General features: G+C 35.8%; 28 protein-coding genes and 1 tRNA gene. 7 read left to right on the top strand and 22 right to left on the bottom strand.

The features are described 5' to 3' along the window. Positions 1 to 4: 4 nt before the first annotated feature. Positions 5 to 1,789, bottom strand: a complete 1,785-nt coding sequence (recJ, locus tag V4P54_RS02175; protein ID WP_455477662.1) for a single-stranded-DNA-specific exonuclease RecJ — start codon at positions 1,787 to 1,789, stop codon at positions 5 to 7. Between the two features lie 276 nt (positions 1,790 to 2,065). Here recJ and rplM point away from each other — a divergent pair, with 276 nt between their 5' ends. Continuing rightward, entirely contained in the window at positions 2,066 to 2,530 is a 465-nt protein-coding gene (rplM, locus tag V4P54_RS02170) for a 50S ribosomal protein L13 (protein WP_455477509.1), read from the top strand. 2 nt (positions 2,531 to 2,532) lie between these two features. Continuing rightward, entirely contained in the window at positions 2,533 to 3,018 is a 486-nt protein-coding gene (rpsI, locus tag V4P54_RS02165) for a 30S ribosomal protein S9 (protein WP_455477508.1), read from the top strand. A 135-nt stretch (positions 3,019 to 3,153) separates the two neighbouring features. Here rpsI and V4P54_RS02160 read toward each other — a convergent pair whose 3' ends face one another. The 6 genes from V4P54_RS02160 to folE all read right to left on the bottom strand — a co-directional run bounded on the left by V4P54_RS02160 (position 3,154) and on the right by folE (position 6,488). Beyond that, on the bottom strand, positions 3,154 to 3,519 hold the full coding sequence (locus tag V4P54_RS02160) for a response regulator (RefSeq protein WP_455477507.1): 366 nt from the start codon (positions 3,517 to 3,519) through the stop codon (positions 3,154 to 3,156). Positions 3,520 to 3,631: 112 nt separating this feature from the next. Further along, complete coding sequence (locus V4P54_RS02155; protein WP_455477506.1) at positions 3,632 to 4,123, bottom strand: hypothetical protein; 492 nt, start codon at positions 4,121 to 4,123, stop codon at positions 3,632 to 3,634. A 126-nt stretch (positions 4,124 to 4,249) separates the two neighbouring features. Further along, positions 4,250 to 5,434 (bottom strand): alpha/beta hydrolase, encoded by a 1,185-nt coding sequence (locus V4P54_RS02150; RefSeq protein WP_455477505.1) that lies wholly within the window; start codon positions 5,432 to 5,434, stop codon positions 4,250 to 4,252. Between the two features lie 43 nt (positions 5,435 to 5,477). Then, on the bottom strand, positions 5,478 to 5,678 hold the full coding sequence (locus V4P54_RS02145) for a hypothetical protein (protein WP_455477504.1): 201 nt from the start codon (positions 5,676 to 5,678) through the stop codon (positions 5,478 to 5,480). Then, positions 5,649 to 5,733, bottom strand: a tRNA-Leu gene (locus V4P54_RS02140). Before V4P54_RS02140 ends, V4P54_RS02145 begins: the two co-directional genes overlap by 30 nt. Positions 5,734 to 5,870: 137 nt before the next feature. Then, complete coding sequence (gene folE / locus V4P54_RS02135; protein WP_455477503.1) at positions 5,871 to 6,488, bottom strand: GTP cyclohydrolase I FolE; 618 nt, start codon at positions 6,486 to 6,488, stop codon at positions 5,871 to 5,873. 125 nt (positions 6,489 to 6,613) lie between these two features. Between folE and V4P54_RS02130 the strand changes: the two genes are divergently transcribed. The 3 genes from V4P54_RS02130 (at position 6,614) to thrS (ending at position 9,493) form a co-directional block, all read left to right on the top strand. Next, positions 6,614 to 7,042, top strand: coding sequence for an iron-sulfur cluster assembly scaffold protein (locus tag V4P54_RS02130; RefSeq protein WP_455477502.1), 429 nt, complete (start codon positions 6,614 to 6,616; stop codon positions 7,040 to 7,042). After that, entirely contained in the window at positions 7,043 to 7,396 is a 354-nt protein-coding gene (gene yidD / locus V4P54_RS02125; RefSeq protein WP_455477501.1) for a membrane protein insertion efficiency factor YidD, read from the top strand. It begins immediately after the preceding gene. Between the two features lie 120 nt (positions 7,397 to 7,516). Further along, positions 7,517 to 9,493: a threonine--tRNA ligase gene (gene thrS, locus V4P54_RS02120; protein WP_455477500.1), complete on the top strand. Its 1,977-nt coding sequence runs from the start codon at positions 7,517 to 7,519 to the stop codon at positions 9,491 to 9,493. 44 nt (positions 9,494 to 9,537) lie between these two features. Here thrS and V4P54_RS02115 read toward each other — a convergent pair whose 3' ends face one another. From V4P54_RS02115 to V4P54_RS02095, 5 genes are all read right to left on the bottom strand, one after another. Next, on the bottom strand, positions 9,538 to 10,041 hold the full coding sequence (locus V4P54_RS02115) for a MerR family transcriptional regulator (protein ID WP_455477499.1): 504 nt from the start codon (positions 10,039 to 10,041) through the stop codon (positions 9,538 to 9,540). 146 nt (positions 10,042 to 10,187) lie between these two features. Next, positions 10,188 to 10,511 (bottom strand): integration host factor subunit alpha, encoded by a 324-nt coding sequence (locus V4P54_RS02110; protein WP_455477498.1) that lies wholly within the window; start codon positions 10,509 to 10,511, stop codon positions 10,188 to 10,190. 86 nt (positions 10,512 to 10,597) lie between these two features. After that, positions 10,598 to 11,572, bottom strand: a complete 975-nt coding sequence (locus tag V4P54_RS02105) for a beta-ketoacyl-ACP synthase III (RefSeq protein ID WP_455477497.1) — start codon at positions 11,570 to 11,572, stop codon at positions 10,598 to 10,600. 62 nt (positions 11,573 to 11,634) lie between these two features. Further along, complete coding sequence (plsX, locus tag V4P54_RS02100; protein ID WP_455477496.1) at positions 11,635 to 12,699, bottom strand: phosphate acyltransferase PlsX; 1,065 nt, start codon at positions 12,697 to 12,699, stop codon at positions 11,635 to 11,637. Positions 12,700 to 12,864: 165 nt separating this feature from the next. Further along, positions 12,865 to 13,413, bottom strand: coding sequence for a YceD family protein (locus tag V4P54_RS02095; protein WP_455477495.1), 549 nt, complete (start codon positions 13,411 to 13,413; stop codon positions 12,865 to 12,867). A gap of 240 nt (positions 13,414 to 13,653) precedes the next feature. Here V4P54_RS02095 and V4P54_RS02090 point away from each other — a divergent pair, with 240 nt between their 5' ends. Further along, the gene (locus V4P54_RS02090) at positions 13,654 to 14,109 is read left to right on the top strand and encodes an outer membrane protein assembly factor BamE (RefSeq protein ID WP_455477661.1); all 456 of its coding nucleotides are present in this window, start codon (positions 13,654 to 13,656) and stop codon (positions 14,107 to 14,109) included. Between the two features lie 69 nt (positions 14,110 to 14,178). Here V4P54_RS02090 and nusB read toward each other — a convergent pair whose 3' ends face one another. From nusB to glyA, 6 genes are all read right to left on the bottom strand, one after another. Further along, entirely contained in the window at positions 14,179 to 14,646 is a 468-nt protein-coding gene (nusB, locus tag V4P54_RS02085) for a transcription antitermination factor NusB (protein WP_455477660.1), read from the bottom strand. Positions 14,647 to 14,657: 11 nt separating this feature from the next. After that, the gene (locus V4P54_RS02080) at positions 14,658 to 15,116 is read right to left on the bottom strand and encodes a 6,7-dimethyl-8-ribityllumazine synthase (RefSeq protein ID WP_455477494.1); all 459 of its coding nucleotides are present in this window, start codon (positions 15,114 to 15,116) and stop codon (positions 14,658 to 14,660) included. Between the two features lie 89 nt (positions 15,117 to 15,205). After that, positions 15,206 to 15,820 carry a riboflavin synthase gene (locus V4P54_RS02075; protein ID WP_455477493.1) on the bottom strand — a complete coding sequence of 205 codons (615 nt, stop codon included), beginning with the start codon at positions 15,818 to 15,820 and terminating at the stop codon, positions 15,206 to 15,208. Then, positions 15,802 to 16,929: a bifunctional diaminohydroxyphosphoribosylaminopyrimidine deaminase/5-amino-6-(5-phosphoribosylamino)uracil reductase RibD gene (gene ribD, locus V4P54_RS02070; RefSeq protein WP_455477492.1), complete on the bottom strand. Its 1,128-nt coding sequence runs from the start codon at positions 16,927 to 16,929 to the stop codon at positions 15,802 to 15,804. The genes V4P54_RS02075 and ribD overlap by 19 nt, the downstream gene beginning before the upstream one ends. Continuing rightward, positions 16,922 to 17,404, bottom strand: coding sequence for a transcriptional regulator NrdR (nrdR, locus tag V4P54_RS02065; RefSeq protein WP_455477491.1), 483 nt, complete (start codon positions 17,402 to 17,404; stop codon positions 16,922 to 16,924). The genes ribD and nrdR overlap by 8 nt, the downstream gene beginning before the upstream one ends. 11 nt (positions 17,405 to 17,415) lie before the next feature. Continuing rightward, positions 17,416 to 18,729 carry a serine hydroxymethyltransferase gene (gene glyA, locus V4P54_RS02060; RefSeq protein ID WP_455477490.1) on the bottom strand — a complete coding sequence of 438 codons (1,314 nt, stop codon included), beginning with the start codon at positions 18,727 to 18,729 and terminating at the stop codon, positions 17,416 to 17,418. Positions 18,730 to 19,107: 378 nt separating this feature from the next. On the opposite strand from glyA, the gene argC reads away from it, so the two are divergent. Then, complete coding sequence (argC, locus tag V4P54_RS02055) at positions 19,108 to 20,043, top strand: N-acetyl-gamma-glutamyl-phosphate reductase (protein ID WP_455477489.1); 936 nt, start codon at positions 19,108 to 19,110, stop codon at positions 20,041 to 20,043. Positions 20,044 to 20,065: 22 nt separating this feature from the next. Here the strand turns inward: argC and V4P54_RS02050 are convergent, their stop codons facing one another. The 4 genes from V4P54_RS02050 to hfq all read right to left on the bottom strand — a co-directional run bounded on the left by V4P54_RS02050 (position 20,066) and on the right by hfq (position 24,797). Next, on the bottom strand, positions 20,066 to 21,142 hold the full coding sequence (locus V4P54_RS02050) for a COX15/CtaA family protein (protein WP_455477488.1): 1,077 nt from the start codon (positions 21,140 to 21,142) through the stop codon (positions 20,066 to 20,068). A 130-nt stretch (positions 21,143 to 21,272) separates the two neighbouring features. Further along, on the bottom strand, positions 21,273 to 23,036 hold the full coding sequence (locus V4P54_RS02045) for a hypothetical protein (protein ID WP_455477487.1): 1,764 nt from the start codon (positions 23,034 to 23,036) through the stop codon (positions 21,273 to 21,275). A gap of 126 nt (positions 23,037 to 23,162) precedes the next feature. Then, positions 23,163 to 24,500 carry a GTPase HflX gene (gene hflX / locus V4P54_RS02040; protein WP_455477486.1) on the bottom strand — a complete coding sequence of 446 codons (1,338 nt, stop codon included), beginning with the start codon at positions 24,498 to 24,500 and terminating at the stop codon, positions 23,163 to 23,165. 57 nt (positions 24,501 to 24,557) lie between these two features. Then, positions 24,558 to 24,797 (bottom strand): RNA chaperone Hfq, encoded by a 240-nt coding sequence (gene hfq, locus V4P54_RS02035; RefSeq protein ID WP_455477659.1) that lies wholly within the window; start codon positions 24,795 to 24,797, stop codon positions 24,558 to 24,560. Positions 24,798 to 25,218: the final 421 nt, after the last annotated feature.

Below are 25,218 nucleotides of genomic sequence, written 5' to 3'. Positions count from 1 at the left end.
ATTTTCAAACTACTGTCGCTGCGTCTATAACCCGTAGCTGTGGATTAATTGTGCCATTCCAATAATTTAAACTGAGATGACCAGCAAAGTGGATCATTTGTCCTATATTTTCAGAAAGGAAATAACCAAGCGGTGTCCCAACTGAACGAAAAGCTATTCCTTGTAATTTTTTACCTTCAAAATTAGAAATAACAAAACGTAGATGCCCCTTCCCTACTTCACATAAATTAGCTAATCGATGAGAAGGAAAAACAAAAACAGGTGCTGCATTCCCTGAACCAAATGGACCTGCTTTTTCAATCATATCAAAAAGATCTTTATTAGCTCCAGAAGCAGAAAGACAACCATCTATGCTGAGAGATCTCTCAATTCGCAGCTGTGAAACAGTTAAAGAAACTTTTTTTTCTAGCCATTCTCGAAAAATTTCAACTTTTGTTGATTGGATCGTGATTCCAGCTGCCATGCTATGTCCTCCGCCTTTTTCTAGCAAATTCAATGCAACTGCTTCATGAACAATAGATCCTAAATCAATTCCACTAATTGAACGCCCCGATCCTATACCACTACCATCAGGTTTTAAAGCAATTGTAAAAACAGGACAGAAAAAGCGCTCTTTTAAGCGTGATGCAAGAAGGCCAACAATTCCTGGATGCCATTCTTGATGCGCAACAACAAGCGATGATGGTATTTCTGTATCTTTGTAAAGAGAATCAATATAGGATTCTGCTTGGGTTAATTGAAATCCCTCAATTTCTTGTCGCTCTCCATTAAGCTGGTTCAACTTCTCTGCTATTCTACCAGCCTCATCATTGTCATCACAACTGAGTAAATGTGCTCCTAAAGTCTGATCTCCGATACGTCCTCCGGCATTAATTCTAGGTCCTAACAAAAATCCCAAATGAAAACTATTAAGCGGCTCACTTATGCGTGAAACCTTTATTAAAGCTGCCATACCAGGATTATACATAGAGCGAGCAACTTGAATCCCCTTAGATACAAAAGCACGATTAACGCCTTTTAATGGAACCAAATCACATAAAGTTGCCAATGCAACAAGATCAAGCATACTTAAAAGATCAGGAATCTTCCCTTTGTAATTTCTTTTACGCAACAGGTGATTAACCCACGCTAACGCAACAAATACAACACCGGAAGCACATAAATGTCCCTGCCCAGAAAAATCATCAGGACGATTTGGATTGACAAGAGCAACAGCTTCTTGATGAACTTCTGTCATCTGATGATGGTCTAAAATCACAACATCAGCACCTGCAAGCCTTGCAGCCTTAATTGCGTCAGGACTGTTCGCACCACAATCAACAGTAATAACTAGGTTAGCACCACCCTGTACCAACGTTCTCATTGCTTGTTCATTTGGACCATATCCTTCGACAATGCGATCAGGAATATAAATTTTTACATTCATGCCAAAATAACGAAAAAACCGTACTATGAGTGCTGATGAACAAGCACCATCAACGTCATAATCGCCAAAAACAGCAATATTTTCTTGATTCATAATGGCTTTAACTATTCGTTCTGCTGCACATTGCATATCAACAAAGCTTTTTGGATCAGGCATTAAAGTCTGTAAAGTTGGGTTAATAAAAGCAATAGCGTCTGATTCATCAACATCTCTTGCTGAAAGAACACGAGCTAATTGATCGGGTAAACCAAATTTTTGAGAAATCGCACAAGCATTGCTTATTCCTTGAATACCAAGAGCATCTAGCCAAGCATAACCACAAGCAGAAGATTTAACATTAAGAAAATAGCGGAATTGCTGCATCATTATTTATTTTACAATGTAAATAAATAAAATACAATCAAGCATTGAAGATGAGACATCAATTATGGTTCAGAGTATGAATAAATCTTTAAAATAAATAAGGTATTATAATACCTTTATTATAATATACTGTTTTATAAGTTTTTTATTTCTCTTGACGATCATTAAAAGACACTATATCAGAGAGTGTAGTAAGCGTCGGGTATTCCGCTGTGATGGCGTTTTTCAAATAACGTAGATCATCTTATTTAAATGATTTTAACAAAGGGTAATATTATGGCAACTTTTTCACAAAAGCCAACAGAAGTGGTGAAAAAATGGGTTGTTATTGATGCAGAGAATCTTGTTTTGGGTCGTCTCGCTGCATTTGTTGCTAATCGCTTACGGGGTAAACATAAAGCTACGTTTACCCCACACGTTGATGATGGTGATAATGTCATTGTGATCAATGCGGATAAAATAGCTCTCACTGGAAAGAAGTGCACAGATAAAAAATATTATTGGCACACTGGCTATATTGGCGGAATCAAAGAACGTACGGCTCGTCAGATCCTTGAAGGTCGTTTCCCTGAGCGTATCGTAGAAAAAGCTGTGGAACGTATGATTCCTCGCGGACCACTTGGACGACAGCAATTAAAGAATCTGCGTGTCTATGCTGGTAACCAACATCCACATTCAGCGCAGCAACCAGAAGCTCTTGACGTTGGTGCTCTCAACAGAAAAAATAGAAGGATTGCTTGATTATGGCTGAAATTAATTCTCTTTCTGAGCTTGCTACAATGTCAAATATTATAAAATCTGATGAAAGTGTTGCTTCTGTTCGGATGCAAAAACTTGATTCACAAGGACGTGCCTATGCAACAGGAAAACGTAAAGATGCTGTTGCACGGGTATGGATTAAGCCAGGCTCTGGAAAAATTACTGTCAATGATAAAGAATTTGATAAGTATTTTGCCCGTCCTGTTCTTAGAATGATTCTTCGTCAACCGATTGTTGCAACTAACAGAGATACTCAGTTTGATATTGTTGCAACAGTTGCAGGAGGTGGTCTTTCTGGGCAGGCTGGTGCAGTACGACATGGAATTTCAAAGGCTTTAACTCATTATGAGCCTGCGCTTCGCACAATTTTAAAAAAAGGTGGCTTTCTAACGCGTGATAGTCGTGTCGTTGAACGCAAAAAATATGGTAAAGCAAAAGCACGTCGTTCTTTTCAATTCTCAAAACGTTAATTTTATTTTCATACAAATGTATAAAGCTCTGTTAAAAGCAGAGCTTTTATTTTTTGCGTGTACATCTTTAGTTGTTTCACAAAAATCGTTTTTTCTATATTTCTTATTGTTATTTTGTAAAAATTTTTTACAAAATTAGTCCAAAAAACGCTTCACTGTTGTGATAAAATGAGGGACAGAAATGGGCTTCGACATATATTCTTCACACCCACTTGCGCGAATTCGTTCTTCATCACCCTTCATTGCAAAAGCTGTAACAGCAACTATAGGAATAGATTTTAATTCTTCATCATTTTTTAACTTTTTAATAACATCTATTCCAGATACTTCAGGCAATTGGATATCCATAAGAATAAGTGAAGGCATTGATGAACGAGCCAAATCCAGTGCAATCAAACCGTTTCGTGTTTCTATAGTTTCATAACCACTCACTTTTATAAGATCACGAAACAACTTCATGTTAAGCTCATTATCTTCTACGATCATGACTTTTTTTGACATTAATTTGACTCCATTATTCTTAAATAAGAAACATGTATAAATTTAAGTACATTATCTCTTAATCAGAATAAAATGCAGACCTTCCAAATTTAAAGGTCTTTTGTTTCCGATTTTACCACTCTTTTTCAAAGAGATGTGGACTTTCAACAATAAGCCTTTCTCGAGCTTTTTGTAACCACTCAATAGTTTCATTAATTTTTGAAGAATAAGAAAACTCTTGATCACTCAATAAACATTGCTTCTCGTTGTTTTCATAAAAACACTGCATTTGAGATTGAATAACTCTGATTTCTTGAAAAAATAAGCGACTTGTTTCTTTAAAACCATTATTAAGAGAAAAAAGATGATCTGAAATAGAAGCCAAAATTTGCTTTAAAAAGCGCTCATCTTCTTGACGTTTACGATACTCTAAAATAAGTGCATGACTTATTTCGTACAAATGTTTTTTTATAGAGTCAATTTGGTGCAGCAAGTCCTCTTTTTCACCAACATTGTCTTTTTTTGCCCTAGAAAGAATATCATGAATATCTAGCAGTTTAACCGCAGAATAAGATAAACAATCTATTAACGCAGTTGTGTGGTCATAACGCTTTTTTGTAACCATTGCAAACTTACCTAATGGTTGTTTTTTTTACATTCATCCCACTATTCGCCCTAATGTTATAAGACTATTCTAAAGAAAATGCTAAAAAATGTCATTTTTTGTTTAGCAAACGGCCTTTTTTCATATTTAACGCCAAGATAATGGAGATAAAAGATGTACTGGTGCATAAAGAATAAGTCGTGTTGTTTTTTCTAATACACTACTGCTATCAGCAAGAATTGCCTGACTAGGTGATAATTCTGTTCCTTCCATAATAGTTGAAGCCAAAGATCCTTCCCGAGAGAGAGCCATCAATGTTGGTGAAGATGCGAACACGCTATGTGCTCCACCGTCAACATGAGAAAAGTCAAGAACAGCTATTCCATTTTTACGCAGTATTTTTATGTCTGAACCATCTCCCACACGAGGATGTCCCCCTGTAAGGCGCCCAGAAACAGCAAGAGCTTTATCTGCACGCGATACTAAAATAGCTGTGGGACGAGGTAATTGTTTAATATCATTAAGTTGACGCTCAAATACATCAAGATCGATGTCCGGTGCTGCCATTAAAAAACTTGTAATCCGAAGAATTGGCCTATATTTGCCTTGTAATGCTAAAGTCCTAAATGCTTCCATTATTACAAAGTTGCCCATAGAATGGGCAATAACTGAAATTTGATCAGCATCAGTTTCACTAATAACTGTTAAAAGTTCTATAAGCCCATCGCGTGCAAAATTAGCACTATCACGATCATAAATATAAAGCGGTACTGATCCAGCAGAAGGCCACGAATAGTGCACAGTAACAACATTCAGGGAGTAATCATGGGTGAATTGAGCTGCACGAAATACACCATCTGCAAAATTGTTATTATAACCATGTATAAAAAGAAAAATTTCTTTCCTTCCGTTCTTCTTTTCCGCTAAAGCAGCATTTAATTTTTGCTTAAACTCTTCCTTGCTATCATATTTTCTCAGTGCTACCGCTGCAAAATGCTTTTCGTAATTTGGTTTATACGCATTTGTTTCAATACAACCATTCACATGGTTTTGTGGGATTCCTATATCGACACGATTATAATTTACCTTATTTGATCGCTCTGCCCCATAAGGCTGAGAATAATTATTTTGCATCATACGACTTGTTGCTACATAAACTGGGACGATAGCTTTTGGAGGAATCGGTGTTCCTTCAACTTCTCTTTGCACTGCAATCATAGATGGCGTTGCGTGAATTCCATGCCACAGCACAGCACGTGATTTGCTGCATGCAGTTAATAAAAAAATGCAAACAAAGAGCATAAAATATCTTAAAAAGATCGTACTTCTCATAGTAAAATACCTAATTTCATGAAAATACAGTTGGCTTCCAAATTTATAAGCACAAAGGCAAAATTTCTAAGGATCTAAACACTTTACAGAAACGCACTAACAAACTATTATGAGAAGAAAGATCCCGCCACCATGCACGTTGCACACCATCATACAATGCACACATAATTTCTTCTTGATCAGCACCCCACCCAAAAATTATGAAGGATGCAAATGGTGCGGTCGAGAAGACTCGAACTTCCACGGGCTACCCCACAGCGACCTCAACGCTGCGCGTCTACCACTTCCGCCACGACCGCACATAGCGAAGCAAAACGTAATGGTTTTGGCTTTAACAAATCACACGGTAAGGCACAAGCTCATTTTTACTTTCTAGTGAATTATTTTCAAACTTATTAAAGCTTTATGCAAGTTGTCCAAGCACAAACCTTACCATTTATCGGCAAACCATCGTCATGAAGTTAGCCTGAGCAACTTGATCTAGCTTGTAATAACCATGAAAATTTGTCGTAATTGTTGCAGTTCCTTGCTTTTTTATTCCTCGCATGACCATACACATGTGCTCTGCCTCAATCAATACTGCAACACCGCGAGGTTTTAGATTTATATTTAGGGCATCAGCTATTTGAGCTGTCATAGCTTCTTGCGTTTGCAAACGACGGGAAAAAACATCCACGATACGTGCAATTTTTGAAAGACCAATAATCTTTGTTTCAGGAATATAAGCAATATGAACCTTACCAACAATTGGAATCATATGATGTTCACAATGTGAATAAAACGGGATATCCTTCACTATCACTGATTCATTATATCCTGAAACTTCTTCAAAAACCGTTTCCAAAATATCTTCAACTGATTGATTATAACCAGTAAAAAGCTCTTGATATGCTTTAACTACACGTTCCGGAGTATCTAAGAGACCTTCTCGATTTGGATCTTCTCCTATCCATAATAGCAACGCACGAACCGCCGATTTCACTTCCTCAAAACTAGGACGTTTCTCTTCAGTCGAAAATGGCTCTAAAGTAACTCCTTTAGCAGTATCACACATTAAAAAACTCCAAATCTACTACGTATAAAGCATTTGCTACATATCCATCTTATTTTGTATAATCTCTCTATAATTGAATTAAAAGCTTAAATGATCACGGATCTCACAATTTCAGGAAATGCCTCATGCTTGATAGTGTCTATAACGATAAAATACTTAAATATGCTGCGCGTATAAGTAGAATTGGTCGCCTTGACAATCCAGATGCAACATCAAAAAAATACGCACGTCTTTGTGGATCAACGATTACTGTAGATTTGAAAATAGAAAATTGTGTTGTTACAGATTTTGCTCATGAAGTGCGCGCATGTGTACTAGGACAAGCTTCAGCTTCGCTTCTGGCGTGCCATATCATAGGTAAAACAACACAAAGTATTAAAGGATTACATGAAATTATTTATCGTATGCTAACAGAAAATGGCCCTCCCCCCTCTTTTCCTTTTGAGGCATTTGCTTGCTTGCAGCCAATTAAAAAACATAAGATTCGCCACACATCAACAATGCTCATTTTTGATGCCGTTATGGATTGTATTAAACAAATTGAAGAAAAATAAATGCCTAAATTACACTCTAAACAAAAAAAAAGATATACACGAAATTACACGGGTATTTGGCAAAAAACACCTGGAAGGTTGCTTGGTCTTTTATTGATACGTTTCTATCAAATAACACTTTCCAATTTGATAGGAAATCAATGTCGCCATGCACCAACTTGTTCAGAGTATGCTTATGAAGCAATCGCACGCCATGGATTGTGGGCTGGCGCTTGGATGGGGTTCTTTCGTATCATACGTTGTGGCCCATTTGGAACTAGTGGCTTCGATCCAGTTCCAACCTCTCTTGAAGATTTTTACTGTTTTTATAAACCTTGGCGCTACTGGAAAATTTCTGCGAAACACAACAAATAGCTCTTTTCTTTTTTTATGTCTATTGATAGAAAATTATCTCAGTTGTTCTTAACTGATTATCGCTTCAATTTCATGGAGCCATCCGCAATCGTTAGCGGAATTGGATTAAAGGAGTTTTCTGTGTCTTTTTCTATTTCTCTTTCGTTTCCAGATGGTTCACAACGTAATTACCCTGCCAAAATAACTGGTCTAGAATTGGCAGAGTCTATTTCTAAATCGCTTGCAAAAAAAGCAGTAGCCTATAATTTTAATGACGTTACTCGGGATCTTTTAGACCCACTGGAAAAATCTGGTCAAATTGAAATCATTACCCGCGATGACCCACGTGCCCTTAAATTGATACGTCATGATTGTGCGCATGTTTTAGCTGAAGCTGTGAAAGAGCTTTTTCCTGAAACGCAAATTACAATCGGCCCAGTTATCGAAAATGGTTTTTATTATGATTTTGCATGTAAACAACCTTTTACATTAAATGATCTTACTATCATTGAAAAAAAAATGCATGAGATTATTCAACGCAATAAACCTTTTAGAAAAGAAATTTGGTCTCGTGAAAAAGCTAAAAAGATTTTTTCTGAAAATAGAGAGCCTTATAAAGTTGAGCTTATTGACTCCATCTCAGATGATCAAAATGTGAAGGTTTATTATCAAGGAGACTGGTTTGATCTTTGCCGTGGTCCACATATGCAGTCTACCGGACAAATTGGAAATGCATTTAAATTAATGAAAGTTGCAGGGGCATATTGGCGTGGCGACGCTAATAAACCCATGTTAACGAGAATTTACGGTACGGCATTTGCAAATGAAAATGATTTAAAATCTTATCTGCATATGCTAAAAGAAGCTGAAAAGCGCGATCATCGACGTTTAGGTCGTGAGATGGACCTATTCCATTTTCAAGAAGAAAGTCCAGGAATGATTTTTTGGCACTCAAAGGGCTGGAAAATGTTCCAGAATTTGATTAGCTACATGCGCCGGCGCCTTGATGATCACCAATATGCTGAAGTCAATGCGCCACAAGTCCTCGATAAATCGCTTTGGGAAACATCTGGGCATTGGGGATGGTATAAAGAAAATATGTTCAAAACAATTCCTGCAACTGACAATTGGGATGATGAATGTATTTATGCTCTTAAGCCAATGAATTGTCCAGGTCATGTACAGATTTTTAAACACGGCTTAAAGTCTTACCGTGATTTGCCTATAAGACTCGCTGAATTTGGTCTTGTTCATCGTTATGAACCATCAGGTTCTTTACATGGACTGATGCGCGTTCGCAGTTTTACACAAGATGACGCACATATTTTTTGTACTGATGAACAATTAGCCGATGAATGCCTTAGCATTAATGATCTCATTTTATCAACTTATGCTGATTTTGGTTTTAAAGAAATCAGTCTAAAACTCTCAACACGACCAGAAAAACGTGTTGGTTCAGATGCATTATGGGATCACGTTGAAAATATCATGATATCTGTTCTCAATACAATTGCGAAAGAATCTTCAAGAAACATCAAAACAAGTATTCTTCCGGGTGAAGGAGCATTTTATGGACCAAAATTTGAGTATACATTGAAAGATGCAATTGGTCGCGAATGGCAATGTGGAACAACACAAGTGGATTTCAATCTTCCTGAACGTTTCGGGGCTTTTTATGTTGACAAAAATTCAGAAAAACGCCAACCTGTTATGATCCATCGAGCAATTTTTGGATCAATGGAGCGCTTTCTTGGAATATTAATCGAAAATTTTGCTGGGCACATGCCGCTTTGGCTCGCTCCTCAACAGATTGTTGTTGCTCCAATTACTTCTGAAGAGAATGAATATGCAAAAAAAATAACGGAAAAAATCAAGGCTGCTGGTCTTTTGGCAGCAGTAGATCTTCGTAATGAAAAAATTAATTATAAAATACGTGAACACTCTTTACAAAAAGTTCCCGTAATTCTCGCATGCGGTAAACGTGAATCAGAAACAAATAGTGTAAGTATGCGTCGTTTAGGAAGTACAAATCAGAATTTTTTATCTGTCGAAGAAGTAATAAAACAGCTTTCAGATGAAGCAACGCCGCCAGATTTGCGTCTCCCAGCTAATATTTAAAATAAGTAAAAGATAAAAAAATTGTGAAATAAAAATTTTTAGCGTCATCGTTCCCTGTCAAGAACACGTTTACATTCGATTAATTCAAACAGAGCCTCCTGTAACAGAGCCTTATCCGTCTTGTCTTTGTAAAGGCTAACAGCTCCAACAGATGCATCTTCTTCATTTTTCATAAAACCCAAAAGCCCAAAAGAAGACCTTTTTGGCTTATCACGAGTGATTTCTGATATTTGTTTCACATGTTTCTTTTCTATCACAGCATTTATAGCATCAATATCGCCACTGCCAAGTGAAACAACAAAAGCAATGCCATTTTCCTTTAAAAGACGCTGTACACCTTTTATAGTATAACCATGACTGTAAAGTAACTGTTTGATACCATTTAGTAAATTGATATCATTTGGACGATAATAACGTCTCCCACCACCACGCTTCATTGGTTTAATCTGCGAAAAACGAGTCTCCCAGAATCTTAAAACATGTTGCGGAAGCTCTAATAACCCCGCCACTTCGCTAATTGTGCGAAAAGCATCGGAGCTCTTATCCATTTTGGAATACCCTACCTAAAATTATATAAATGATTTTATAGCTGCTAACCAAGACTCAATTTCTCAATAAGACTGTTCAAAAATAGGACTGTAACAAATATAAAATTCTTTAAAGAATTTCGCAATAATACTACAAAAAAGTTCGCTTATATGACATCATCTTTTTGTCTGGAACGGTGTGAGTCTAAAATCCTTTGTTTAAGTACATTTGCTGCCTTGAATGTTACCACACGTCGTGGTGAAATAGCTGCTTCAACACCTGTTTTCGGATTACGTCCAACACGTTTATTTTTATTGCGAACCTGAAAAGTTGCAAAAGAGGATAATTTAACAGATTCACCTTTTATCAGCGAATTGCAAATTTCACCTAATACTAGCTCAACTAAAGCTGCTGACTCAGTATGTGACAAGCCCACTTTTCTACAAACCACGCTTGCTAAATCTGCACGCGTTACTGTTTTACCTGCCATTATAATTACCCGTTCAAATATCTAAAATTATAATATATCAAAGTGATTTATACGTTTTATTTAAATACGGTCAAGTATCTATAAATTTACAAACGAATAAGAATTGCTCCCCATGTAAACCCACCTCCCATAGCCTCTAGCATAATGAGATCCCCTTTTTTAATTCTTCCATCTTGAATAGCCGTCGCTAAAGCCAAAGGTACGGATGCCGCCGACGTATTACCATGTTGATCAATAGTAATTACAACTTTATCCATAGGAATCTTTAGTTTTTTGGCTGACGCTTCGATGATACGTTTATTAGCTTGATGAGGAACAAACCAATCTAATTGCGAAGAATTCATTCCAACAGCAGCGAAACATTCATCAACCACATCTGTTATCATGCCAACAGCATGCTTAAAAACTTCTCGCCCTTCCATGCGTAATAGACCCGTAGTTTGTGTTGTAGAAGGACCTCCATCTACGTATAGTTTATTTATATACATGCCATCAGAGCGTAATTTTGAAGATAATATGCCACAATCACAGGAAACACTACTTACAGCATCTTGCGCCTCTAAAATGATGGCACCTGCACCATCACCAAACAAAACACATGTCGTACGATCTTTCCAATCTAAAATTCGGGTAAATGTATCGGATCCGATAACTAAAATTCTTTTTGCTGCTCCACTGCGTAAATAAGTGTCTGCCGTTGTTACAGCAAAAATAAAACCAGAACAAACAGCTTGAACATCAAAAGCAAACCCGTGATTCATTCCCAAAGCATGTTGAATTTCAACAGCAGATGCAGGAAAAGTATGGTTTGGTGTAGAAGTTGCTAAAATAATACAATCAATGTCTTTTATCGTTAAACCGGCATTTGCAAGAGCACCTTGAGCTGCTTTAGTTCCTAAAGAAACAGTCGTCTCATTTTTATCGGCAATATAGCGTTGACGTATTCCTGTACGTTGAAAAATCCAAGAATCTGATGTTTCAACAAGTTTTGCAATCTCATCATTCGACAAACTTTTTTTAGGCAAAGCACTTCCAACACCACACATAACTGATCGAATCATTCGATTTTAACCTTTTCCTGAGATTTTTAATCTTGTATTATGAACACTGATCATACGACTTTTTAACCAATCATCGATTCATCTTCATCTTCTTTGTCAAATAGTCTTGTTTTTTTTTCATGAAATCGCCGCAAATCAGCGGTTATTTTTTTTAAAAGTCCATTACTAACCATCTCATAACCAACACGGATAGCAGAAGCAAAACCATCCGCATTAGCTCCGCCATGACTTTTTATGACGACACCGTTTAAGCCTAAAAGGACTCCACCATTAACCCTATCGGGATCCATTTTGTATTTCAATGTACGAAAGGCACTCCGCGATAAAAAATAACCAAGATATGAAAAAATGGAGCTGCACATAGCAGTTTTTAAAATTTCTCCTATCTGACGTGCAGTTCCCTCTGCTGTTTTCAAAGCAATGTTACCAGAAAACCCTTCCGTTACAACCACATCTACAGTTCCTTTTCCAATGTCATTTCCTTCAACAAATCCCTTATACTCTAATCCTTCTAATTGTACTTCACGCAGTATAGTTCCTGCTTTTTTAATTGCATAAAGCCCTTTAACCTCTTCAACACCTACATTCAGAAGACCGACACTAGGCTTTTCTACATGATATAAGGCACGGAACATACCAGCTCCCATAACTGCTAAGTCAACCAAGTGGCTGGCAGATGCTCCAATTGTTGCACCAACATCCAAAACAATGCTTTCACTTCGAAGTGTTGGCCAAATTCCTGCAATTCCAGGACGCTCAGCTTCAGCCATCATTTTTAAACAAAAATAAGACATTGCCATAAGAGCACCAGTATTGCCGGCAGAAATACAAGCATCAGCTTCACCATTTTTGACAGCTTCAATCGCATACCACATTGATGATTTACCTCTTCCAGCGCGAAGAGCTTGGCTTGGCTTCTCATCCATACGCGTATAACTTTCTGTAGGATAGAATCTCGATACGGCAACCAAGCAAGGATATTTTTTTAAAACTGGCTCAACAATTTCACTCACCCCATAAAACAAGAAATAAATATTTGGCAAATGTTTTTGCGCAATTGCTGCTCCTGCAACCGTCACTTCTGGACCGTGATCCCCACCCATTAAATCTACAGAAATTTTAATCACGCCTACACATCCTACATTTTTAATTTATGCTTCTAAAGTAATATTACGATTTTGTCATCGAACAACCAACTACAAAGCGTATTACACAAAAATTCTTCGCAAAAACATTATTTGTCAATTGGTATACAATTGACAATTTTTTTACGTATTTACAATCAGAGCTAGCTATTTCAAAGCAGAAAATGGTGATGATTTTTGTCCAATTTCATCTGAATTTTCAATTATATCCATACTTGCACCCTCTTTGCGTGGATAATGATTAATTGATAACTCAAAAAATTCCTCCATAATTTCACCAATGTCAATTTTATCTCCATGAAAAATTTCTGGTGTATCCAACCCATCAGAATCTAAAAACAATTCACCTGTATTTTCAAATATTTTGGGCTTGGTTAGATTTGAATCTTGTGGAATAAAAACAATCTCTATATCTTCATAGAGAGTGTTTTCTAATGGTTCTAAGGTAACAACGCATAACTGTATTATCTTTGCTCGAAAAAAACCTTTTACGCGTACCCCACGCCTTTTCCAAGGAAAAATATGGAATTCTCCTTCACAAAATTTTACCTCTGCTAAATCATGATTATAGGCCAAATGTATACATTCTTTCTGATCAGCACAAATACGCGCCTTAATGCCTTTAGTGGGTAATGAGCGCACTGAAACTGGATAAGACAAAGCAAATTTCATTTGAGAAATATTCTGAACGCCCATTGCAAACTCCAAAAAAACAGAAGCATAATGTATGCCATTCTTTTATTCAGATATGTCAATTCATACGAATTACATTTTTTTCTTTTCTAAAAGAATCCTGTATGGCATAATTTAATTTATAGCAAGGAACCTCGACGTAAGCTATGGTAGATTAAGCTTAAATTAAAAAAAACTCGGGATTACCTTTTTGTCATGTATTCTAAGTAGAAGATGGAGATATCGTTGTTTCAAGTACCTCGGATGGTGTCCTTGCTCGGATGCAAGTTATGGGTTGGTTTTTCAATGGCCAGCATGATAATGATTGCTGGCTGTAGGTTGGTTGATTCCTCGGGTTTGAATCAAACATATAAGGAAGGCTACGTCTTCGATCAGAATACCCTTAGTTTAATTTCTGTTGGATCAAGTCAAGAACAGATTATGCTAACTTTAGGAACTCCTTCGTTAAAGACAGAATATAATAATAATGAGGTTTTTTATTACATCTCACAAGTTCGATATCGTGGGGTACAGTTCATGAAAGCTAAAATCGTCGATCGTAAGATTTTAGCCATTTATTTTGATAAAGATAAACAAGTTACTAAGATAGCCAATTATGGATTGCAAGATGGTCAAATATTTGATTTCATTTCACGAACAACACCAGCTGCTAAAGCTGAAGAACAACCTTTCTTAACTAAAATCATCAAAGATCTATAAAGTTTTCAGATTCTAATTTTCAATACACAAATCTCAATAAAAATGAGATTTGTATTGTTGTTGTTTCCTTTAGCGAATTTCTTTCGCTATACCATCAAGGACCGCGTTAACGAGCTTTGGTTCATCACCTTCAAAAAATGCTTTTGCTATATCAACATATTCACTTACAATAACAGCAACAGGCACACCTCGACAATTAATCAACTCCCATAAACCACCACGTAAAATCGCTCGTAGTGTGGAATCAAGACGTGAAAGTGGCCACTCCTCTGAAAGCTGTTGATGCAACATAGGATCAAGCTGTTTTTGATCATTTACGACACCATCTATAATAGAAAAAAACCATTGAAAATCAGCATCAAGATATTGATCTCCATCAATATCTTTTCCTAAACGATAAGCCTCATACTCAGCTGCTGTTTCCATAACACCTGTACCAACCATATCCATTTGATAAAGTGCCTGCACTGCTGCAAGCCTTGCCGCCCCACGTTTATTAGCAGAACGTGGAAAATATTTTTCTTTCGTGTTAGCCATGTCAGCCATATTTAATGATTCTTTCCAAATCTTTTTCTTAAGGAAATCATGCATAAAGCAGCTTCCGCGGCAAAACCACCTTTATTCTTTTTATCTTGTTTTGCGCGTTCCCATGCCTGTTTTTCATTTTCAACGGTCAGAATACCATTTCCAATTGCCAAGTGCTTATGGACAGTTAAATCCATCAATGCTCGACAAGAATTATTAGCAACAATTTCAAAATGATATGTTTTACCTCGAATAATACAACCAAGCGCTACATAACCATCATAAGATATTTTGCTATTTTTTTCAGCTAAAACTATCGCACCTGGTATTTCTAGTGCCCCTAGTACTGTCACAATATCATAGCTTGATTCGGATTTTTTTAAAGTATTTACTGCACCAGCGAGCAGAGCATCAGAAATTTCATTATAAAAACGCGCTTCAACAATTAACAAATGTGAATTTTTACGTATTATTTTTACCATGGAGGAAACCTTATTAAATAAGATAAACAAAAAATTTAAATTTTGATGATTAAAAATGTTAAAAGATACAATAAACTCTTTAAATCTATTTATTTTTTGTTACTAAAATCAGAAAGTTTGGCAGCATAACGAGCAATTTGATCAAGTTCTAAATTAACTTGATCACCAATTTTAGCCTGTCCCCAAATTGTCATTTCCAATGTATGTCGAATAACAAGGACATCAAAAATATTATCCTTTATGCAATTAACAGTCAGAGACGTTCCATTAAGTGCAATAGAGCCTTTACTTATAATAAAAGGCGAAAATTGAGGAGCAATCTGTAGATAAAAACGAGATGCATCACCTTCATTTTTTTGATCAATGATTTCAGCTAAACCATCAATATGACCAGAAACTAAATGCCCACCAATTTCATCACCAAATCGAAGTGATCTCTCCAAATTAACAAAAGTCCCTTTTTTCCATTGTGAAAGATTGGTTAATCGCAATGTTTCTTCCCATGCTTCCACCGCAAACCAATTCGTGACAGATTGTTTTTGTGCTCTCTCGACAATTGTCAGACAAATCCCTGAACATGCAATTGACGCACCAACTTCTAAACTCTCTACGTCATAGTGCGTAGAAATATTTAAACGTATGCCTTGTTTTAATGGTTGAATGTCTTCAACAAGGCCGATATCTGTTACAATTCCTGTAAACATAATGCCTTATGCCTCCATTTACAAAAATGATCTTTTCCAAACATTCTCGTTTCAATTTTATTAAATTCTGAAAGATAATTTTCAAAATAAGGAGCTTCAATACGATCTTTTCCTAAAAAAATAGGTGCATAAAAGCATATTACGTGATCAACACAACCAGAATTTAAAAAACTTTCTCCTGTCTTCACTCCTCCCTCAAGCAAAACACTATTGATTCCATGTTTATAAAGCAGCTGTAAAATGCGAAGTGGTGACATATCACCATTGTTTACTTTTACTGAATAGACAGATACACCACACTGTTTTAACGCTATTTTTTTATTTTTTTTTGAAATACTCTTATCACAAATAACCCATGTTGGAATTTTGTTTGCTGTTTGAACAACTTTTGTAGAAAGTGGAATCCGTAAATCTTTATCTAAAATAATACGAGTAGGAGAACGCATTTCTAACCCAGGCAGACGGCAACTTAATTGTGGATCATCCGCTAACACAGTTCCAATACCAACAATAATAGCATTATTTTGAGCCCGTAAAATGTGGGCGTAAGTCCGTGAAATTGTTCCACTAATCTCTATCCTACCCTGCCCCTTTTTCCCAACGCCATTGTCTGCAGAAATTGCCATTTTTAAAGTAACTGAACACCGCTTCATCTTTCTTATGTACAAATGAGTACATAAAGCTTCAAAAGCTTTTTCGGCCAAGACTCCCTCAACAACATTGATGCCAGCCGCGCGCAAAAGGGCAATACCACGACCATCAACCCGACTATCCAAATCAGTAAGAGCAACAACAACTCGTGAAATACCTGAATCAATAAGTGCATTAACACACGGTGAAGTCTTACCGTAATGAGAACAAGGCTCCAAAGTAACATAAGCAGTAGCACCACGAGCTAAAGAACCAGCCATTTGTAAAGCTTGTACTTCAGCATGTGGCCTCCCGTGAACAGCTGTCACTCCATATCCAACAATAGATGTGCCTAAATTAGGATCACTCCGCGTAATTAATGCACCAACGGAAGGATTTTCACCAGTAAGACCGATGTGACGTTCTGCCAAACGGATAGCCGCTGCCATAAACCGCTCATCTTGCGCTTTTTTATTCATTAAAATAGGCTTCTGTATCCGTTATACCTTCTGATAGTTCATCTATAATATTACGAAAATCGCTTGGATCGCGAAAATTTCGATAAACAGAAGCAAAACGAATATAAGCAATACCATCAATGTTTTTTAATGCTTCCATAACAAGATGCCCAATTTTTTCTGAAGCAATTTCAGGCTCTCCCAAATTTTCTAATTGGCGGACAATACCAGAGATTACCCGTTCAATATAATCAGGATTAATATTGCGTTTTCTCACAGCCACGTCAACTGATCGCATCAATTTATCGCGATCAAAAGGCTCACACCGACCGCTTTTCTTAAAAACTAATAGCTCACGAAGCTGAACACGTTCGAATGTAGTAAAACGCCCACCGCAAACAGAACACACGCGTCGACGTCGAATCACTGTTCCATCTTCTGCGGGACGTGAATCCTTAACTTGTGTATCTTCGTATTGACAATAAGGACAACGCATTTTCTATACCTTTAACAGGTGCAAAGATTAGAATAAAGAGGAAAATTATCTGTCATATCTTTCACCTTCTTCCTGATTCTCATTTCAATTACTGCATTGTTCTCATCACTTTTTGCTATCTTAAGACCTTCAAGAATTTCTGAAATAAAATCAGCTACTTGAATAAATTCATCTTCAGAAAATCCACGTGTTGTTGCAGCTGGTGTACCTAAACGAATACCCGAGGTTATAAAAGGATTTTCAGGATCAAAAGGAATACTGTTTTTATTACAAATAATACCAGCTCGTCCTAAGGACAATTCTGAAGATCTTCCCTTCAATTTTTTAGAACGCAAATCAACCAATAACAAATGATTATCCGTGCCACCAGAAACAATGTCAAAACCATTACCCTGCAGCCTCTTTGCCAAAACCTTAGCATTGAAAACAACGTGAGCAATATAATCTTTGAACGTTGGTTGTAAAGCTTCTCCTAATGCCACTGCTTTAGCAGCGATTACATGCACAAAAGGCCCTCCTTGAAGACCTGGGAAAACAGCTGAATTTATCTTTTTAGACAAGCCTTCATCATTCGTTAATATCATACCACCACGAGGACCGCGTAATGATTTATGTGTTGTTGTAGTCACAATATGTGCATGTGGTATAGGTGAAGGGTGAACTCCACCAGCAACCAAACCTGCAATGTGAGACATATCAACCATCAAATAAGATCCAATTTCATCTGCTATTTCACGAAACCGTTTCCAATCCCAAATCCGTGAATAAGAGGTTCCTCCTGCGATAATAAGCTTTGGCTTGTAATTTTTTGCAAAGCGTTCAACCTCTTCCATATCAAGAAGGTGATCCTCTTCGCGTACACCGTAAGAAACAACATCAAACCATTTTCCTGACATATTAACGCGAGATCCATGTGTGAGATGGCCACCAGAATCCAGACTTAATCCCATTAATGTATCTCCAGGCTGAAGCAATGACAAAAACACGGCTTGGTTCATTTGGCTTCCTGAATGAGACTGAACATTTGCAAAAGAAACACCAAACAATTTTTTGGCTCGTTCAATTGCTAATTTTTCGATTTGATCAACATAATGGCAACCGCCATAATAGCGATTTTCTGGATAACCTTCTGCGTATTTATTGGTTAAAATAGATCCTTGTGCTTCAAGAACTGCTCTTGAAACAAGATTTTCTGATGCAATCAGTTCAATTTCACTTTTTTGACGCTCAAATTCACACTTTATTGCATCAAAAACCGCGACATCAACAGTATGTAAATTATCATTAAAAAAGCACTTTCGTGCGCTCTCTGCTTGCTCAGTCATAAAATACATCCTAACATTCTAAAAATTAAGTAGCGAACAGTAACACAGCAAACCGTGCAAACCAAATATTTTGAGTTATTTTTATTAAAAAATGAAAATACAACAAACACTTCTCTTATTTTTTATAATCTATTTTACAATCTAAATGGATTTTTTTCTCACAAAAATAAATAATGCAAAGTGAATATGCGATTTATGCTAGCATATTACCCATTTCATATTCCTTATCAATAAAATTATCCATAACTTAAATAAATTCAGTAAACTTAGTCTAGAAATAGTTTAAGTTGGAAATAATCTAGGATGAAAATAATTTGAACTGATTTACAGTATAAAAATTTGAATATGGTAATAAAAAACTAATTCAAGGAAGATGGAATGACAGCAAAAGTTTTTATTGATGGAGAACATGGAACAACTGGGTTACAGATACAAAAGAGGTTATCTGAGCGTTCAGATTTGAAACTAATCTCTCTTTCTTATACAGATCGGCACAACTTTGATACTCGACAAGATTGTCTTAACCAAACAGATATTGCTATTTTATGTCTTCCAGATGATGCTTCATATAAAACAGTTAACCAATTAAAAAATAATAAAAAAATTAGAATTATTGATAGTTCAACAGCTCATCGTATTGCTCCAAATTGGGTATACGGTTTTCCTGAAATGACAGCAAAACAAAAAAAACGTATTCAAGCTGCGCGATACGTAACTAATCCAGGATGCTACGCCACTGGCGCAATTGGCTTAATCCGACCACTTCGTGAAGCAGGTTTACTAGACGCTTACTATCCAATCTCAATTAACGCAATATCTGGCTATACAGGCGGTGGTAGAGAATTGATTGAGCAAATAGAAAATCAATCTCGACAAGATCATATTCAAGCGAATTATTTTATTTATAGCCTCAATCTTCAACATAAACACGTTCCAGAAATTAAGATGTATGGGCAAATTAATCAAACACCAGTCTTTGTTCCAAGTGTTGGTCGCTTTCCTCAGGGAATGGTTGTAAATCTTCCACTACACTGTAATCTATTCACAAAATCAGCTAACTGTTCTGATCTACGTGAAATCTTTAATGCTCACTATGATGGGCATGACACAATATCGGTCGCATCACAAGATGAAACCAATTCTCTTTCCAAGATTGACCCAGAATATCTAGCCAATAAAGACGGAATGAAGATTTTTATTTTTAGTAACAAAAGTGAAAATATTTTCAATTTATGTGCTCTGTTAGACAATCTAGGAAAAGGCGCATCTGCATCTGTTATTCAAAATCTCAATCTCATGCTTTCAGATGGCTGATATTTTCTGGGATGATAAATTTTCATTCAATGATGCAACAAGACCCCTTCGTTGCTCGCCAGTGCATAACTGAAAAACATAACACAATCAATGCAACACTTTGATGCACAAGTGCCAAACTTATTGGGTCTTCATTTAACAATGTAACAATACCTAAAAACGCCTGAAAAATAACCATAACACATATAGAAAATGCACGACGAGAATGAGAAGAATGTGGAATATTTCTCCGCACATACAAAGCATGAACAACCGTCATAAAAACTAAAAAATACGCAAAAAAGCGATGACTAAATTGAACTGTTAAAGGATTTTCGAAGAAATTAAGCCAAATTGGACTATAATTCAACAACCCATCAGGTATAATTTGACTGTTCATAAGCGGCCATGTATTGTAAACTTTACCAGCATGAATCCCAGAGACTAAAGCACCTAAATAAATCTCAATCAAAATGAAAATAACAAGCCATCCTGCAAAATGTTGAATCATCTGATTTGCTGGTTTTTCCTGTTTTTCTATAAGCCCTTTAGATAAATAGGTAACAAAAATAATGATAAAACATGCTGTTATGAGATGAAATGCTAAACGATACTGGCTGACACTTGTCAGGCTACTTTGTCCAATACCTGATGCCACCATCCACCAACCAATTGCACCTTGGATCGCAATAAGAAGCGGTACAATAGAGAGTGGAAGAAGGATGTTCTTTTCAATACGTTTTGTAATCCAAAACCAAATTAAACCAAATAAAGCGACAAATCCAACGAGACGCCCAAGGGCTCTATGCACCCATTCCCACCAAAAAATTGCCTTGAATTCACTTAAAGTCATACCATAATTAAGCACTTTGTATTGCGCTATCTGTTGATATTTTAAAAACTCTTCTTGCCATTGATCCTCACCAATTGGTGGGATTATACCGTGAATTGGTTTCCACTCGGTTATAGATAATCCAGATCCTGTTAAGCGAGTAGCACCTCCCGCTAAAACAATAACCAAACAAAGAAAAACAATAAAATAGAGCCACGCTTGTATCTGCTTTCGATGTTTTTTTTGCAACGGTGTCAAAGCGACATTATTTAATTTCTGTGCTGTCATCTCCACCTACCCGACATTTATCCCAGATATCCCCGACAAAAATAATTTTCAAACCACCCAACGCTGTAACTTTAACAAACAACGAATGTGCAAGCTAAACATTTTAATTAACATTCCTATTTTGCAATATCTACGACACGATAACACGATAAACAGTTTTTGTGAACCTACTCACCATACGCACCATCCAACTCTGTTCGTTAAGAGAAACACTGCAAATATAGTAATCTGTTATTTTTGCAAATTGCTCAAATCCATATTTAGGTTCATCAGCTATTTCTAAAATAATAAAATCATATTCTTTTTTTAATTCTTGAAATAATCTAGGAATATTGTTTGAAAAATCTTGAGCACAAACAAAACTTGTTAAACCTTGTGGAAGAATATCAACTCCAGTGTCATAATCACGATAAATAACATCATGTACCTGCGCATTTCCCGTTAAAATATCGCTCAATCCTCTATGTGGACCAATCACTTTCTCTATTTGCTGACCAGAAATGTCTACCAATAGGATCGTTTTTCTTTCTTTTATAAGATGAAGAGATAATTTCGCTGCTGTTCGTGCAGCTTCTGGACCAATTATAGAAACAACTATTGGAATACGCCACATTAAAAAATTGGATAATTTTTCTATTGTAACAAAAGTTTCAAAGTTTTCTGTCTCCTTAGACACCAAAACATTCCTATCATTTTTAGAATCTTTTTTTTCTGGTGATTTTTTTTTTGTTTCAAAGTATAACCGCAATAACAATATGCTACCTAAGATAGTTGCTAAGATTCCGAATATGCTAAAAATAATAGTTTTTCCATGAATAGCTATAAAAGAAATTGGTATTACTGTTGTCGGAATGACCAAACGAATTTTTATATTTGACAACGAAGAAGAATTACTAACTTTATTGTTTTGTGTATCTATAAATTCTCTTATTTTATTCTCTAATTCACTAAATATTTTATCCAAAGATTTAGACTGATCTTTTACAAAAAGGCCAATCCTTTTTTTTATCTGCGTTTCAAAGTCCCTAGCAATAATCTCATCTGAATGAGTTTGATGAACAATTTGTAAAATTTTATTATCTAATTGATTAGAAATAGTTTCTGATTCTGCAATCATTGCCCTGATTTGAGGATGCGTCCAACCTAATTGTACAGCCATATGCGCTTTTTGTGTTTCTAAAAGATTACGCTTGGACTCTAGCGCAGAAACCGCTGAATTTTTTGCAATAAATGATAAAGATAACAAAGATTTTCCGTTTTCACGCAATGCTTTAATGGCTGTATTCAAACTTGTTAAGTGAATACGTGCTAAAGTTGCTTCCGTTAATTGTACATAAAGATCATTGAGCTCCGTTTGTTTTGCATCATAGCGTATAAAGGAATCAATAGATAAACGAATTTTTTTTACTATGTTTAGTATTTCAGCACTACTATACTGTCTATCGGCTTTCTTATCCGCCAATAATGTTTTTTTATTTGCTGCAATAATTGTTTTTGAAAATATAGTAAACCAAGATTCTAATCCATAACGAGCGGCATTCACAGTTTCAGCTTCAAAAGAAAGATCAATTAAATCACCATTACGGGATAAATGAAGATTTTCACAAAAGTTTCTCCTATGAGAGTTAGATGAAGAAAAGTCCTTATTACTTGAATAATTTAAAATTATAGGTTGCAAAAATAAAAATGCGATAGCATCATTTTGCTCATTAATAGGTAATATTTTCCCAACGGAATCAGATAATGAAAATGTTAAAGTAGCTCTGTAAATCTGCGGTTTTATAAAGTAATATAACAAAACAAAATACAGACATAATAATGCTAATAGTAAAATAATTAAACTATTTCGCAACATTTTGTGTATAGAATGTTTCTTATCACACTTTAAAATCATATTTACTTAAACCAACAAAATACTTAATATTTATTTACTTAAGAGAAAGTAGTAACTATCTTCTTAATTTTTAGTATTATTAATGTGAGATAAAAAACATTTAGCAACATACAAAAAAATTTTAATTTATATTTTTTTTATACGATCAAGTTGTTTTTTTGCTTCTGAAGTAAGCACGGCCCTAATGGTAACAGATCCATCATCATGTCCTTTTCGCACTACTTCACTGGAGTTTTCATAAAACCAATCAATAAGCCGCATCTCATCAGCTCTCAACGTGCACTCAACGCTTTGTATTTCTCCAAATATTCGCTTTTCTATAGCTATTAACAGCCGATCTATTCCCTCCCCCGTGAGTCCAGATACCATTGCTTTAGAATTTTGCAAAATTTTTTCACCTGTTGATAAAATATTTAGTGCATGTTTGTCCATCATATCAATTTTATTCCAAATCTCCATGATACGTCTTGTATCATCAGTATTTATACCAAGACTTAAAAGAACTTCTAAAACATCCTGTGCATGTGCATGATGATCAGAATCTGATATATCCTTTATGTGAAGAATTAAGTCGGCTGCGACTACTTCTTCAAGTGTTGCTTTAAAAGCCGAGATCAAGTGCGTTGGTAAATTAGAGATAAAACCTACCGTATCAGATAAAAGAATAGTTTTCCCATGCGGAAGAGTAACCCTGCGTATAGTTGGATCAAGTGTTGCAAATAACATATCTTTTACTAATACATTTGCACCACTTAAACGATTAAAGATAGTTGATTTTCCTGCATTTGTATATCCTACCAAAGCAACAAGAGGATAGGATGCTTTTTTTCTTTTTGATCTATGAAGAGTTCGTGTTTTAACAACTGTTTCTAATTCTCGACGAATACGAGTAATTTTATCTTGTAAAAGACGCCTATCTGCTTCAATTTGAGTTTCACCAGGACCACCTAAGAAACCACGACCACCACGCTGTCTTTCTAAATGTGTCCAACTACGAACCAATCTGCTTTTTTGATAGGATAAATGCGCCAATTCGACTTGTAAGACTCCTTCTTTTGTTCGAGCGCGATCTCCAAAAATTTCAAGAATTAATGCCGTTCTATCAATAACTTTGCAACTCCATAATTTTTCCAAATTGCGCTGCTGTGCTGGCGTTAAAAAATTATCCACAATTGCAAGATCAATATTATAATCACAAATATAATGAACAAATTTTTCTGCTTGACCACGCCCAAATAAGGTTGCTGGACGCGGTATAATAATATTAATTACCTCATAATGAATAACATCTAGATTAATAGCACGCGCCAATCCTAACGCCTCTTTAACCCGAGAAGAAACTGAATATTCGCGCGAAATATTCTCACTTCCATATTCATGGAAAATAGGCACTAAAACAACAGTACGCACTCGACCTGTAACTCGAGAAAAAAAACCTGCAGATTTCCCATTTTTATCCATCATGATAACTTACACAATACCTTACAAGGTGATAAGAAATCTACAATTAATGTGGCTTATTTATTCAGAATTTTCACCTTCAAACATCTGGACAGACTGCCCAGGCATGATTGTGGAGATAGCGTGCTTATAGACCAGTTGCGCATGTCCATCACGACGCAAAAGAACACAAAAATTATCAAATGACGTTACAATTCCTGTTAATTTAACGCCATTAACAAGAAAAATTGTAAGAGAAATTTTCTTCTTACGCACTGTGTTTAAAAATATATCTTGCAGGTGTTGTGATCGTTCTGGCATTATTTTTACACCTTTATCTCGAATTGTATTAAATATCCATACATGCATATCGAATGAAAAATGCATAATTGTCAACGTTACAGTATTAAAATTTAATAAATACTGCCTATCATCGATAACAAAAACATCATTTCTAATAATGGCTATCATATGTAACGAAATAAATCATCAGATATGAAAATTTTCTGACATTTACCTTTTATACTTTTTTGTCAAATATAAACTTGACAAAAAAGTACAAAAATTCTGATACTTATCTGAGATAAAATAAAACTTCACGCATTTAAAATAATATGAATCTTTTGAAAGAAGGTCAGTATCCAATCTCTCAACTTAAAGTTAACAGAAATGAGTACAAATCGTCAATTTATCAATCAAATTACGCTAAGATATATATACATGAGATCCTGTGTGTAAATGT

Source organism: Bartonella sp. B41 (assembly GCF_053795765.1).
The sequence above is the reverse complement of the archived record's forward strand: the minus strand, read 5'-3'. Positions and strand labels throughout refer to the sequence as shown.

Bases quoted from the DNA above. Each gene is read 5' to 3' on its own strand.
- folE (WP_455477503.1), bottom strand. From the start codon at position 6,488: ATGTGTGATACTGCTAAAGGAGTTACTTTAGAGCCATTTTCGACTGAA.
- V4P54_RS02155 (WP_455477506.1), bottom strand. From the start codon at position 4,123: ATGGTTACAAAAAAGCGTTATGACCACACAACTGCGTTAATAGATTGT.
- V4P54_RS02105 (WP_455477497.1), bottom strand. From the start codon at position 11,572: ATGATTCGATCAGTTATGTGTGGTGTTGGAAGTGCTTTGCCTAAAAAA.
- V4P54_RS02115 (WP_455477499.1), bottom strand. From the start codon at position 10,041: ATGGATAAGAGCTCCGATGCTTTTCGCACAATTAGCGAAGTGGCGGGG.
- V4P54_RS02150 (WP_455477505.1), bottom strand. From the start codon at position 5,434: ATGAGAAGTACGATCTTTTTAAGATATTTTATGCTCTTTGTTTGCATT.
- yidD (WP_455477501.1), top strand. From the start codon at position 7,043: ATGCCTAAATTACACTCTAAACAAAAAAAAAGATATACACGAAATTAC.
- rplM (WP_455477509.1), top strand. From the start codon at position 2,066: ATGGCAACTTTTTCACAAAAGCCAACAGAAGTGGTGAAAAAATGGGTT.
- V4P54_RS02045 (WP_455477487.1), bottom strand. From the start codon at position 23,036: ATGATTTTAAAGTGTGATAAGAAACATTCTATACACAAAATGTTGCGA.
- nusB (WP_455477660.1), bottom strand. From the start codon at position 14,646: ATGGCTAACACGAAAGAAAAATATTTTCCACGTTCTGCTAATAAACGT.
- V4P54_RS02050 (WP_455477488.1), bottom strand. From the start codon at position 21,142: ATGACAGCACAGAAATTAAATAATGTCGCTTTGACACCGTTGCAAAAA.
- V4P54_RS02130 (WP_455477502.1), top strand. From the start codon at position 6,614: ATGCTTGATAGTGTCTATAACGATAAAATACTTAAATATGCTGCGCGT.
- recJ (WP_455477662.1), bottom strand. From the start codon at position 1,789: ATGCAGCAATTCCGCTATTTTCTTAATGTTAAATCTTCTGCTTGTGGT.
- argC (WP_455477489.1), top strand. From the start codon at position 19,108: ATGACAGCAAAAGTTTTTATTGATGGAGAACATGGAACAACTGGGTTA.
- hfq (WP_455477659.1), bottom strand. From the start codon at position 24,797: ATGCCAGAACGATCACAACACCTGCAAGATATATTTTTAAACACAGTG.
- V4P54_RS02160 (WP_455477507.1), bottom strand. From the start codon at position 3,519: ATGTCAAAAAAAGTCATGATCGTAGAAGATAATGAGCTTAACATGAAG.
- glyA (WP_455477490.1), bottom strand. From the start codon at position 18,729: ATGACTGAGCAAGCAGAGAGCGCACGAAAGTGCTTTTTTAATGATAAT.
- V4P54_RS02090 (WP_455477661.1), top strand. From the start codon at position 13,654: ATGGTGTCCTTGCTCGGATGCAAGTTATGGGTTGGTTTTTCAATGGCC.
- nrdR (WP_455477491.1), bottom strand. From the start codon at position 17,404: ATGCGTTGTCCTTATTGTCAATACGAAGATACACAAGTTAAGGATTCA.
- V4P54_RS02075 (WP_455477493.1), bottom strand. From the start codon at position 15,820: ATGTTTACAGGAATTGTAACAGATATCGGCCTTGTTGAAGACATTCAA.
- ribD (WP_455477492.1), bottom strand. From the start codon at position 16,929: ATGAATAAAAAAGCGCAAGATGAGCGGTTTATGGCAGCGGCTATCCGT.
- rpsI (WP_455477508.1), top strand. From the start codon at position 2,533: ATGGCTGAAATTAATTCTCTTTCTGAGCTTGCTACAATGTCAAATATT.
- V4P54_RS02110 (WP_455477498.1), bottom strand. From the start codon at position 10,511: ATGGCAGGTAAAACAGTAACGCGTGCAGATTTAGCAAGCGTGGTTTGT.
- V4P54_RS02095 (WP_455477495.1), bottom strand. From the start codon at position 13,413: ATGGGCGTTCAGAATATTTCTCAAATGAAATTTGCTTTGTCTTATCCA.
- hflX (WP_455477486.1), bottom strand. From the start codon at position 24,500: ATGATGGATAAAAATGGGAAATCTGCAGGTTTTTTTTCTCGAGTTACA.
- V4P54_RS02080 (WP_455477494.1), bottom strand. From the start codon at position 15,116: ATGGTAAAAATAATACGTAAAAATTCACATTTGTTAATTGTTGAAGCG.